This is a genomic window from Klebsiella sp. 64 (genome assembly GCF_018223915.1).
Taxonomy (GTDB): Bacteria; Pseudomonadota; Gammaproteobacteria; order Enterobacterales; family Enterobacteriaceae; genus Klebsiella; species Klebsiella pneumoniae.
Genome location: NZ_JAGRQZ010000003.1, coordinates 212698 through 224543 on the forward strand (window position 1 = coordinate 212698; position 11846 = coordinate 224543).

General features: G+C 59.4%; 12 protein-coding genes. 7 read left to right on the top strand and 5 right to left on the bottom strand.

Going from position 1 to position 11846, the window contains the following annotated elements; genetic code table 11:
* Window positions 1–124: 124 nt before the first annotated feature.
* From citS to KHQ23_RS04140, 6 genes are all read left to right on the top strand, one after another.
* On the top strand, window positions 125–1465 hold the full coding sequence (citS, locus tag KHQ23_RS04115) for a citrate/sodium symporter CitS (protein WP_023282163.1): 1341 nt from the start codon (window positions 125–127) through the stop codon (window positions 1463–1465).
* A 155-nt stretch (window positions 1466–1620) separates the two neighbouring features.
* The gene (locus tag KHQ23_RS04120) at window positions 1621–1872 is read left to right on the top strand and encodes an oxaloacetate decarboxylase subunit gamma (RefSeq protein ID WP_011977638.1); all 252 of its coding nucleotides are present in this window, start codon (window positions 1621–1623) and stop codon (window positions 1870–1872) included.
* Between the two features lie 15 nt (window positions 1873–1887).
* Window positions 1888–3657 (top strand): sodium-extruding oxaloacetate decarboxylase subunit alpha, encoded by a 1770-nt coding sequence (oadA, locus tag KHQ23_RS04125; RefSeq protein ID WP_023282162.1) that lies wholly within the window; start codon window positions 1888–1890, stop codon window positions 3655–3657.
* Window positions 3658–3672: 15 nt separating this feature from the next.
* Window positions 3673–4974 (top strand): oxalacetate decarboxylase subunit beta, encoded by a 1302-nt coding sequence (locus KHQ23_RS04130; RefSeq protein ID WP_023316443.1) that lies wholly within the window; start codon window positions 3673–3675, stop codon window positions 4972–4974.
* A gap of 171 nt (window positions 4975–5145) precedes the next feature.
* Window positions 5146–6774 carry a sensor histidine kinase gene (locus KHQ23_RS04135; RefSeq protein WP_004151379.1) on the top strand — a complete coding sequence of 543 codons (1629 nt, stop codon included), beginning with the start codon at window positions 5146–5148 and terminating at the stop codon, window positions 6772–6774.
* Window positions 6767–7471, top strand: coding sequence for a response regulator (locus KHQ23_RS04140; protein WP_004222618.1), 705 nt, complete (start codon window positions 6767–6769; stop codon window positions 7469–7471). Before KHQ23_RS04135 ends, KHQ23_RS04140 begins: the two co-directional genes overlap by 8 nt.
* Window positions 7472–7476: 5 nt before the next feature.
* Here the strand turns inward: KHQ23_RS04140 and KHQ23_RS04145 are convergent, their stop codons facing one another.
* Window positions 7477–8106, bottom strand: coding sequence for a hypothetical protein (locus KHQ23_RS04145; protein ID WP_009309191.1), 630 nt, complete (start codon window positions 8104–8106; stop codon window positions 7477–7479).
* A gap of 92 nt (window positions 8107–8198) precedes the next feature.
* On the opposite strand from KHQ23_RS04145, the gene KHQ23_RS04150 reads away from it, so the two are divergent.
* Entirely contained in the window at window positions 8199–9116 is a 918-nt protein-coding gene (locus KHQ23_RS04150; RefSeq protein WP_073553631.1) for a LysR family transcriptional regulator, read from the top strand.
* Here the strand turns inward: KHQ23_RS04150 and KHQ23_RS04155 are convergent.
* The 4 genes from KHQ23_RS04155 to fkpB form a co-directional block, all read right to left on the bottom strand.
* The gene (locus KHQ23_RS04155; RefSeq protein WP_002887984.1) at window positions 9064–9429 is read right to left on the bottom strand and encodes a DUF805 domain-containing protein; all 366 of its coding nucleotides are present in this window, start codon (window positions 9427–9429) and stop codon (window positions 9064–9066) included. The genes KHQ23_RS04150 and KHQ23_RS04155 overlap by 53 nt on opposite strands.
* A 30-nt stretch (window positions 9430–9459) precedes the next feature.
* A complete protein-coding gene (rihC, locus tag KHQ23_RS04160; RefSeq protein WP_002887981.1) occupies window positions 9460–10374 on the bottom strand; it encodes a ribonucleoside hydrolase RihC in 915 nt (304 codons plus the stop codon).
* 66 nt (window positions 10375–10440) lie between these two features.
* Window positions 10441–11391 carry a 4-hydroxy-3-methylbut-2-enyl diphosphate reductase gene (gene ispH / locus KHQ23_RS04165; RefSeq protein ID WP_002887979.1) on the bottom strand — a complete coding sequence of 317 codons (951 nt, stop codon included), beginning with the start codon at window positions 11389–11391 and terminating at the stop codon, window positions 10441–10443.
* 1 nt (window position 11392) lies between these two features.
* Window positions 11393–11842, bottom strand: a complete 450-nt coding sequence (gene fkpB / locus KHQ23_RS04170; RefSeq protein ID WP_002887976.1) for an FKBP-type peptidyl-prolyl cis-trans isomerase — start codon at window positions 11840–11842, stop codon at window positions 11393–11395.
* Window positions 11843–11846 lie beyond the last annotated feature (4 nt).

Below are 11846 nucleotides of genomic sequence, written 5' to 3' on the forward strand. Positions count from 1 at the left end.
TCATAAAAACAATTAAATTAATAAAAAACACGAGTATTCAGTGAAGATAATCACACCTTACCCCTGGATCTATTTATTACTATGCGCCGGTCTTACTACTCCATCAATAAACAGGATAACGTTTATGACTAACATGAGTCAGGCTCCGGCGACGGAGAAAAAGGGCGTTAGCGATCTGCTGGGATTTAAAATCTTCGGCATGCCGCTCCCCCTTTACGCATTTGCGTTAATTACACTATTACTTTCACATTTTTATAACGCTTTACCCACCGATATCGTCGGCGGCTTTGCCATCATGTTTATTATCGGCGCTATATTCGGGGAAATTGGCAAGCGCCTGCCAATATTCAACAAATATATCGGTGGCGCTCCGGTGATGATTTTCCTGGTGGCGGCTTATTTTGTCTATGCCGGTATTTTTACGCAGAAAGAAATCGATGCTATCAGCAACGTTATGGATAAGAGTAACTTCCTTAACTTATTCATCGCGGTATTAATTACCGGAGCAATTCTGTCGGTAAACCGCCGCCTGCTGCTGAAATCACTGCTCGGCTATATTCCAACTATCCTGATGGGCATTGTCGGCGCGTCTATTTTTGGCATCGCTATCGGCCTGGTGTTCGGTATTCCAGTGGATCGCATCATGATGCTGTACGTCCTGCCGATCATGGGTGGCGGCAACGGCGCGGGCGCGGTCCCCCTGTCGGAGATTTACCACTCCGTCACCGGTCGTTCTCGCGAAGAGTATTACTCAACCGCTATCGCTATTCTGACCATCGCTAACATCTTCGCCATCGTCTTTGCCGCCGTCCTCGATATCATCGGCAAAAAACACGCCTGGCTGAGCGGCGAAGGGGAACTGGTGCGTAAAGCCTCGTTCAAAGTGGAAGAAGATGAGAAAGCGGGACAAATCACCCATCGCGAAACCGCCGTCGGTCTGGTGCTGTCCACTACCTGCTTCCTGCTGGCCTACGTCGTGGCGAAGAAAATTCTGCCCAGCATTGGCGGTGTGGCTATTCACTATTTCGCGTGGATGGTGCTGATCGTCGCCGCGCTGAACGCCTCCGGGCTGTGCTCACCGGAAATCAAAGCCGGTGCTAAACGCTTGTCTGATTTCTTCTCCAAACAGCTGCTGTGGGTGCTGATGGTCGGGGTCGGCGTCTGCTACACCGACCTACAGGAAATTATCAACGCCATCACCTTCGCTAACGTTGTTATCGCCGCCATTATCGTTATCGGTGCGGTGCTCGGCGCGGCGATCGGTGGCTGGCTGATGGGCTTCTTCCCAATAGAATCGGCCATCACTGCAGGCCTGTGTATGGCCAACCGCGGCGGCTCCGGCGACCTGGAAGTTCTCTCTGCCTGTAACCGTATGAACCTTATCTCTTATGCGCAAATCTCCTCCCGTTTGGGCGGCGGTATTGTGCTGGTCATCGCCAGCATCGTGTTCGGCATGATGATTTAACCCATACGCACGATGGCACGTTGAACTGACAGGTGAAGAACGAATCAGGGTCCCATGCCGGGAGCGGCAGAGGGAAATCCACCCTGCTCCTTAGCCGGAAACGCCAGAAACCTTGTCAGACAGCGCGTCATCGTGCCCCTATTTGAGATGTATAAATGACTGACAATGCCATCCTGTTAGGCGAAGGCTTCACCCTGATGTTTCTCGGCATGGGCTTTGTGCTGGTGTTCCTGCTGCTGCTCATTTTCGCCATCCGGGGAATGTCCCTCGCCGTCAACCGCCTGTTTTCCGAGCCGCCCGCCGCCCCCAAACCGGCGCCGGCCGCCGTCGCGCCCGCCGACGATTTCGCCCGCCTGAAGCCGGCGATTGTCGCCGCCATTCACCACCATCGCCGTCTTCACCCTTAATTCACGGAGGAATTCATGACCGTTGCCATTACCGATGTCGTCCTGCGCGACGCCCACCAGTCCCTGTTCGCCACCCGTCTGCGCCTTGACGATATGCTCCCCGTCGCCGCTCAGCTGGACGACGTCGGCTACCGCTCGCTGGAGTGCTGGGGCGGCGCCACCTTTGACGCCTGCATCCGCTTTCTCGGCGAGGACCCGTGGGTCCGCCTGCGCGAGCTGAAAAAGGCGATGCCGAAGACCCCGCTGCAGATGCTGCTCCGCGGCCAGAACCTGCTCGGCTACCGCCACTACGCCGACGACGTGGTGGAGCGCTTCGTGGAGCGCGCCGTCAAAAACGGCATGGACGTCTTCCGCGTCTTTGATGCCATGAACGACCCGCGCAACATGCAGGCCGCCCTGCAGGCGGTCCGCCGCCACGGCGCCCACGCCCAGGGCACCCTCAGCTATACCACCAGCCCGGCCCACACCCTGCAGACCTGGCTCGACCTCACCGAACAGCTGCTGGAGACCGGCGTTGACTCCGTCGCCATCAAGGACATGTCCGGCATCCTCACCCCGCATGCCGCCTTTGAGCTGGTCAGTGAAATCAAGAAGCGCTACGACGTCACCCTGCACCTGCACTGCCATGCCACCACCGGGATGGCGGAGATGGCGCTGCTGAAGGCCATTGAAGCCGGCGTCGACGGCGTCGACACCGCCATCTCCTCGATGAGCGCCACCTATGGCCACCCGGCCACCGAAGCGCTGGTGGCCACCCTCGCCGGCACACCGTACGACACCGGCCTCGATATCCACAGGCTGGAGAGCATCGCCGCGTACTTCCGCGAGGTGCGCAAAAAATACCACGCCTTCGAAGGCCAGCTGAAAGGCACCGACAGCCGTATCCTCGTCGCCCAGGTGCCGGGCGGGATGCTCACCAACCTTGAAGGCCAGCTGAAGCAGCAGAGCGCCGCCCACCGTCTGGATGAGGTGCTGGCGGAAATCCCCCGCGTGCGCGAGGACCTCGGCTTCATCCCGCTGGTGACCCCGACCTCGCAGATTGTCGGCACCCAGGCGGTGCTCAACGTGCTGGGCGGCGAGCGCTACAAAACCATTGCGAAGGAGACTGCCGGTATCCTGAAAGGCGAATACGGCCACACCCCGGCGCCGGTTAACGCCGCCCTGCAGGCGCGGGTGCTCGACGGCGCCGACGCCGTCACCTGCCGCCCGGCGGATTTACTCAAGCCGGAGCTGGCCGCGCTGGAAGCGGATGTGAAACGCCAGGCGCAGGAGAAGGGCATCACGCTTGCCGAAAACGCCATCGACGACGTGCTCACCGTGGCGCTGTTCCCGCAGCCCGGCCTGAAGTTCCTCGAAAACCGCCACAACCCGGCGGCCTTTGAGCCGGTGCCGCAGGTGGAAGAAGCAAAATCTGCCGCGCCGGCAAAAGCCGCCGCCTCCGGCGTCTACACCGTGGAAGTGGAAGGCAAAGCCTTCGTGGTCAAAGTCAGCGACGGCGGCGACGTCAGCCAGCTCAGCGCCACTGCGCCGGTAGCCAGCGCGCCCGCTGCCGCCCCGGCCCCGGCCGGCGCCGGTACCCCGGTGACCGCCCCGCTGGCGGGCACTATCTGGAAGGTGCTGGCCGCGGAGGGCCAGGCGGTCGCCGAAGGCGAGGTGCTGCTGATTCTGGAAGCCATGAAGATGGAAACCGAAATCCGTGCCGCGCAGGCCGGGACCGTGCGCGGTATCGCGGTGAAAGCCGGCGACGCGGTGGCGGTCGGCGATACCCTGATGACTCTGGCGTAAGGACGAGGAGCGGAAATGGAAAGTCTGAACGCCCTGATTCAGGGCATGGGGCTGATGCACCTCGGCGCCGGCCAGGCCGCGATGCTGCTGGTCAGCCTGCTGCTGCTCTGGCTGGCCATCGCGAAGAAGTTCGAGCCGTTACTGCTGCTGCCGATTGGCTTCGGCGGCCTGCTCTCCAATATCCCGGAGGCCGGGCTGGCGCTCACCGCCCTGGAGAGCCTGCTGGCTCACCACGACCCGGCGCAGCTGGCGGTGATTGCCGCGAAGCTCCACTGCGCGCCGGACGTCCACGCCATCAAAGAGGCACTGGCGCTGGCCCTGCCGTCGGTGCAGGGGCAGATGGAGAGCCTCGCGGTGGACATGGGCTACTCCGCCGGGGTGCTGGCCATCTTCTATAAGGTGGCGATTGGCTCGGGCATCGCGCCGCTGGTCATCTTTATGGGCGTCGGAGCGATGACCGATTTCGGCCCGCTGCTGGCCAACCCGCGCACCCTGCTGCTGGGGGCGGCGGCGCAGTTCGGGATCTTCGCCACCGTGCTCGGGGCGCTGACGCTGAACTACTTCGGCATCATCAGCTTCACCCTGCCGCAGGCGGCGGCCATCGGCATCATCGGCGGCGCCGACGGCCCGACGGCGATTTACCTGTCGGGCAAGCTGGCGCCGGAGCTGCTGGGGGCCATCGCGGTGGCGGCGTACTCCTATATGGCGCTGGTGCCGCTGATCCAGCCGCCGATCATGAAGGCGCTGACCACGGATAAGGAGCGGAAGATCCGCATGGTGCAGCTGCGCACGGTAAGCAAGCGGGAGAAGATCCTGTTCCCGGCAGTGCTGTTGCTGCTGGTGGCGCTCCTGCTGCCGGACGCCGCGCCGCTGCTGGGTATGTTCTGCTTCGGCAACCTGATGCGCGAGAGCGGGGTGGTGGAGCGGCTGAGCGATACGGTGCAGAACGCGCTGATCAACATCGTCACCATCTTCCTCGGGCTGTCGGTGGGGGCCAAGCTGGTGGCGGACAAGTTCCTGCAGCCGCAGACGCTGGGGATCCTGGTGCTGGGGGTGATCGCCTTCTGCGTGGGGACCGCCGCCGGGGTGCTGATGGCGAAGCTGATGAACGTGTTCAGCCGGCACAAAATCAACCCGCTGATTGGTTCCGCGGGGGTGTCGGCGGTGCCGATGGCGGCGCGGGTGTCGAACAAGGTGGGTCTGGAAGCGGACGGGCAGAACTTCCTGCTGATGCACGCCATGGGCCCGAACGTGGCGGGGGTGATCGGCTCGGCGATCGCCGCCGGGGTGATGCTCAAGTACGTGCTGGCGATGTAGGCCGGCATCCTTCCCGGAGGTGTGGCTGTCGCCCCACCTCCGGGCTGATTTGATACCCACTCCTGGCATGACGGGGCCGGGCACATGTCTGAAATTTTCTGTTCTGTGCTCCACCTGTCGGCGCCGGGGGCGCAAAACGGGGAGAATAACAATTTAATGTCTATCTACCCAATGTATACCCGAAAAATCACCCACTGGTTTGCCAGGCGATCGTTTCAGAATCGCATCTTCCTGCTGATCTTATTCACTTCGACGATCGTCATGCTGGCGATGTCATGGTATCTGACAGACATTACCGAGGAGCGTCTGCATTATCAGGTCGGGCAACGGGCGCTGATTCAGGCGATGCAGATTTCGGCGATGCCGGAGCTGGTGGAGGCAGTGCAGAAACGCGATCTCGCCAGAATCAAAGCCCTTATCGACCCCATGCGTTCGTTCTCCGACGCCACCTACATCACCGTCGGTGATGCCAGCGGCCAGCGCCTCTATCACGTCAATCCTGATGAAATCGGCAAATCGATGGAAGGCGGCGATAGCGATGAGGCGTTGATAAACGCCAAAAGCTACGTGTCAGTGCGCAAAGGCTCGCTGGGATCGTCGCTGCGAGGTAAATCGCCGATTCAGGACGCAACCGGCAAGGTGATCGGCATTGTGTCGGTAGGCTATACCATTGAGCAACTGGAAAACTGGCTCAGCCTGCAGATAAGTTCGCTGCTGATCCCGATGGCCATCATGTTACTGCTTCTGCTCTTTTGCGCCCGCCGCTTCTCACTGCATATCAAAAAACAGATGCTCAATATGGAACCCCAGCAGTTGTCACAGCTGTTGATCCAGCAAAGCGTGCTGTTTGAATCGGTGTTCGAAGGGCTTATCGCCATCGACTCCGATTATAAAATCACTGCGATTAATCAGACTGCGCGTCGCCTGCTCAATTTGAGTCAGCCGGAACCGACGCTTATCGGCAAACGGATCAGCAGCGTTATCTCGCAGGAGGTCTTCTTCTACGATGCGCCACAGACCAATAAAAAAGACGAGATCGTTACCTTCAATCAGATCAAAGTGATCGCCAGCCGGATGGCGGTGATCTTAAACAATGAGCCACAGGGTTGGGTGATCAGCTTTCGCAGCAAAGACGATATCAATACCCTTAGCCTGCAGCTCAGCCAGGTGCAACAGTACGCCGATAACCTGCGCGCCGTGCAGCATGAGCATCGCAATCTGATCTCCACTATCGCCGGTCTGCTGTTTCTTAAACGCTATAACCAAGCGCTGGAACTGATCCAACAGCAGTCGGAAAGTCACCAGAAGGTGATCGATTTTATTGCACGCAATTTCCAGGACAACCACCTGGCCGGGCTGTTGATCGGCAAATATTACCGGGCCAAAGAGCTTGGACTTGAGCTGATTTTCGATCCGGCCTGCTTCGTTGATAGATTACCTACCGCCCTTTCGCACAACGAATGGATCTCGATCGTGGGGAATCTACTTGATAACGCCTACAATGCCAGCCTGCGTCAACCGCAGGGTTCAAAACAGATCGAATGCCTGATCAACAGTGATGGCCAGGAGGTGATCATTGAGATCGCCGACCAGGGATGCGGCATTGACGAGGCGCTGCGCGATCGGATCTTCGAGCGCGGCGTCACCAGCAGCGCCAGCAAAGATCATGGTATCGGACTCTGGCTGGTACGCAGCTACGTGGAACAAGCAGGCGGCAGTATCGTCGTCGAAAATAATATTCCTTTTGGCACCATTTTTACGCTTTATATCCCCCTGACCCGAGATGAACATCATGGATAGCATCACTACTCTTATTGTTGAAGACGAACCTATGCTGGCGGAGATCCTGGTGGATAACATTAAACAGTTTCCCCAGTTCGACGTCATTGGTATTGCGGATAAGCTTGAGAGCGCCAGGAAACAGCTCAGACTGTATCAACCGCAGCTGATCCTGCTGGATAATTTTTTACCCGACGGCAAAGGTATCGATCTGATCCGCCATGCAGTCAGTACACATTACAAGGGAAGGATTATCTTTATTACTGCGGATAATCACATGGAAACCATCAGCGAAGCGCTGCGTCTTGGGGTGTTTGATTACCTGATTAAGCCGGTGCACTATCAGCGCCTGCAGCACACGCTGGAGCGCTTTGCCCGCTATCGTAGCTCGCTGCGCTCCAGTGAACAGGCCAGCCAGCTCCATGTCGACGCGCTGTTTAATATTCAGGCCCGGGAACAAACGGAACCCGCCAGCGCACCACTGCGCGGGATCGATGAAAGCACCTTTCAGCGCGTGCTCCAGCTGTTTGCCGACCCGACGGTGGTGCATACCGCCGACTCGCTGGCCCGTATCCTCGGCAGCAGCAAAACCACCGCTCGCCGTTATCTGGAACAAGGAGTAAAGAACGACTTTCTGGAAGCGGAAATCAGCTACGGCAAGGTTGGCCGACCTGAGCGTATCTATCACGGCAAGCAGACCTATCCTGAGCAGAGATAAAACGCTTACGCCAGGGTGTAGCTGACCACCAGCTGCCCCTTCTTCATCTTAATCTGACTAATGACAATGTCGCCCAGCTCCGCCAGACGGGCGACGTGGGTGCCTCCGCAGGGATAGGCTGGCAGCTCGCCGAATCCCACCTTGCGCATGCCATCAGCGAACGTCACCTGACGCGGTAAGTCCTGCGCCTGCCATGCCTTTACTAACGCCAGTAGCGCACTGGCGTCCGGCAGCGCGGCGCTATTCCTGCTGGTAAAGGTTATCCGCCCTTCGCCGGGCCAGTGGTGCGCTTTCACCGGTTGCCAGCCAAGCTGTTCGCCCGCCAGGCCAAGCAGGTGGCCGGCAGAATGCAGACGAGCATGCAGCTGTCTCGCGGAGGCATCAATTTTCATCTCCACTTCACCGAGGGGAAGGGGTTGCGACAGAATATGCAGCACCCTTTCGCCGCGCACAGCCACCGTCTCAACCACCTGCCCGGCAATCCATCCACGGTCCGCCGGTTGACCGCCCCCTTGCGGGTGAAACAGCGTCCGATCCAGTTCGATGGCGTAACGGCCATCCGCTTCTGCAGTGCAGGCGATGATCTGGGCGCGCCCGTCGGTAGCATCGCTGGTGTAATAAACCCGTTCAGTCATAGTGATTCTCCTCTCTGTCCGGCCAGTATATTATTAATGCCGACAGCGATAATCCCACCACCAGCCAATGCACTCTTGCTCCGGGAGCACAAATGAATCTGAACCTCCTGCCCGACCTCGCTCTTTTCGTTCAGATAGTCGACCAGGGCAGCTTCTCCGCCGTCGCCCGCCAGAACGGCATTACCCCTTCAGCCGTTAGCCGCAGCGTGTCACGGCTGGAGCGAGAGATGGGCTGCAAACTGCTGCAGCGTACCACCCGCAAGCTGCGTCTTAGCGATGCCGGGGAAACGATATATCAGCATGCCCAGCAGATGCTGGAAGCGGCGCGACAGGCAATGGATTCCGCAGGCAGTCGCCAAACGGTCGCCCAGGGAAAGCTGACGCTCAGCGTCCCGAAAGCCGTCGGCCGCTTTGTGATCCACCCGCTGATGATGGCGTTTTTCCACCGCTACCCGCAGGTGGACGTCTGCCTGCGGCTGGAAGATCGCCCTCTCGATTTTATCGATGACGGTATTGATCTGGCGCTACGCATCACCGATACCCCCTCCCCCGGCCTGCATGGCAAACCGCTGATGCCAATCAGGCACGTTATCTGCGCCACTGAGGCCTATTTACAGCAGCACGGTACGCCGTACACGCCGCAGGATCTGCGCGCGCATAGCTGCGAAACGCCCGCCGATGCGCGCTGGAAGTTCCGTCGGGAAGGCAAAACAGAAACGGTGCAAACCTACGGGCGGTACGCCGCCAACCATACCGCCGTACGCCTCGACGCGGTCAGACAGCATTTAGGGATCGGCAGCCTGCCGCTGTTCACCGCCCGTGAGGCGCTGGCGAACGGCGACATCGTGCAGGTGCTGCCCGAGTGGGAATTTATCAGCAGCTACTCCGGCGATCTGTGGCTGCTGTGGGCGGGAGATAAGCATATGCCCGCCAGGATGCGGGCGATGATCGATTATCTCAGCGAGACGGTGCCGGCGCTGAGCGCAGGCAGCACAGAGCCAGCGAAATAATTGCAAACCACGGAATGATAACCCCCAACACAAACCAGATCCCGGAGCGGCCGATATCATGCATCCGCCGGCAGCCTACAGCCAGCAGGGGGATCGCCATCAACAGCAGCCAGAGAGCGGCAAAGGGAATGACAACAAAACTGAGGATGCCGTATTGAGGGTTAACGCTGGTTGCCAGACACCAGGCCGCCAGCGGCGCGGTGGCGATCAATACATTGGTGAGAAAAAACGTCCAGAACTGCCGTCGACTGGCGCGTCCGCTAAAGTTAAAGGTCTCTTTCCAGCCGCTCAAATACGCCTGTCCATAGGTCATTGCTTCTCTCCTTGAAAATCGAGTGATATATCACGGCGCCAGGGCAATCACCTCCGCCGCCCAGCGCTGAAACCCTTCGACGTCGATATCCAGCGCCACCTGGGCGTTCGCCGGCTGGCCCAGTCGTCCTTCGATATCCACCACCGTGGTGCCGGCGGTCCAGGTCCCCTGCGTCTCCACCGCCACAAAGCACGGCTGGAGAGTGAACAGTTCCGGGCGGGCCAGCCACGCAATAGCGCACAAGTCGTGCATGCGCAGACCACTGCTCATGCTGCCGCTGCGATAGTGGCTAAACAGCGCATGGAGCATTTTACCGGTCTGGTTCAGCGTCGGCAGCGTCGCCAGATAATCCGCCGCCAGCAGCGCCCGGTTGGTGACGTCCAGCCCGCACATCACAATCTCCAGCCCACTATGGAACACTTTCGCGGCGGCTTCCGGGTCGATAGCGATATTGAATTCCGCATTCGGCGTGAAGTTGCCGCGGCCCGCCGAGCCGCCCATGATCACCAGCCGGCGAATATTAAACACGCATTCCGGGTACTGGGTCAGCAGCAGCGCTATATTGGTCAGCGGGCCAATCGCCACCAGGGTGATCGGCTCGGCAGCATGCATAAGCGCATCACGGATCGCCTGGAAGGCCGGCTTCGCCAGCGGTTGACGTTGATGCTCAACAAAGTCATACCCCTCCATGCCGGATTCGCCATGCACCGAGGCGGCGTCGCGCAACGGACGCACCAGCGGCATCGACGCCCCCTGCGCCAGCGGTACATCGGCATTCCAGAAATGCAGCAATTGCAGCGCGTTACGGGTCGTCTTCTCCACCGAGACATTGCCCGCTACGGTGGTCATCAACTGCAGATCCAGCTCAGGCGCGAACAGCGCCGCGGCAATGGCGGCGGCATCGTCGATGCCCGGATCGGTATCAAGAATGATTGGTAAGCGCATGGTTTCTCCCTAAAAAAATGCCAGACGTTAAGTCTGGCATCTTCTCATACTGCTGGAGGAAAGAACTTACTCTACTTCACGGACATCCACACGCAGCTCTTTCGGCACTTCAAAGACGATATTCTCTTCCCGGCCTTCCAGCGGCACGGCTTCGCCGCCGCCCAGCTCCTGCAGGCGGGTAATGACGTTCTGCACCAGAATATCCGGCGCCGACGCGCCCGCCGTCACGCCGACGCAGGCCGCATCCTTGACCCACGCTTCCTGGATATCGGAGGCGTCGTCAATCAGGTAAGCCGCCTTACCCATCCGCTGCGCCAGCTCGGCGAGGCGGTTAGAGTTGGAGGAGTTTTTCGACCCGACCACCAGCACTACGTCAGCCTGCTCCGCCAGCGCGCGCACGGCTTCCTGACGGTTAGTGGTGGCATAGCAAATGTCGTCTTTGCGCGGGCCGACGATTTTCGGAAAACGCGCGCGCAGGGCGTCAATCACATCCGAGGTATCGTCGACGGAGAGCGTGGTCTGGGTCATAAACGACAGCCGGGCGTCATTTTTCACTTCCAGCTTCAGCACGTCTTCCGGCGACTCGACCAGGTACATCCCCCCTTGCGGGTTGTTGTACTGTCCCATGGTGCCTTCGACTTCCGGATGGCCGGCATGGCCAATCAGAATCGACTCTTCGCCGCGGCGGCTGGCGCGGGCGACTTCCATATGGACTTTGGTCACCAGCGGACAGGTGGCATCGAACACCGTCAGGTCGCGGCTCTTCGCTTCGTTGCGTACCGCCTGCGACACGCCGTGGGCGGAGAAAATCAGGATCGCGCCGTCCGGCACTTCGCTGATCTGTTCGATAAAAATGGCGCCACGCTTGCGCAGGCTATCCACCACATAGCGGTTGTGCACCACTTCATGACGAACATAGATCGGTGCGCCATACAGCGTCAGCGCGTTTTCTACAATGCTGATAGCGCGGTCAACGCCAGCGCAAAAACCGCGCGGGTTAGCCAACAGGATCTGCATGTTACTCCTCCAGCGCCGGATCGATCTCCAGCACTTCAATATCAAAATGAACAGTGCGCCCGGCCAGCGGATGGTTGAAGTCAACGGTGATGGAATCGCCGTTCACTTCGCGGATCACGCCAGGCATTTCGCTGCCATCCATTGCGGTAAAGAGCATAATCGCGCCGATCTCCGGCTCGCCAGCGTCGATAAACTCGCGGCGAGAGAAATACTGAATCAGGTCCGGGCTGGGTACGCCAAAGGCGGCGTCAGGCTCCAGCGAAAAGGCCTTTTTCTCCCCCTCTTTCAAACCGAGAAGCTGTTGCTCCAGCCCTTCAGACAAAGAGGTGTCGCCGAGGCGAAACAGCGCCGGTTTGCCGTTGCTGCGGGTGGACTCGGCAGTGGAGCCGTCGTCCAGTTTCAGAGTGAAGTGCACCAGTACCGCGCTGTTGCTCTGTACGGATTTAGACATGCAA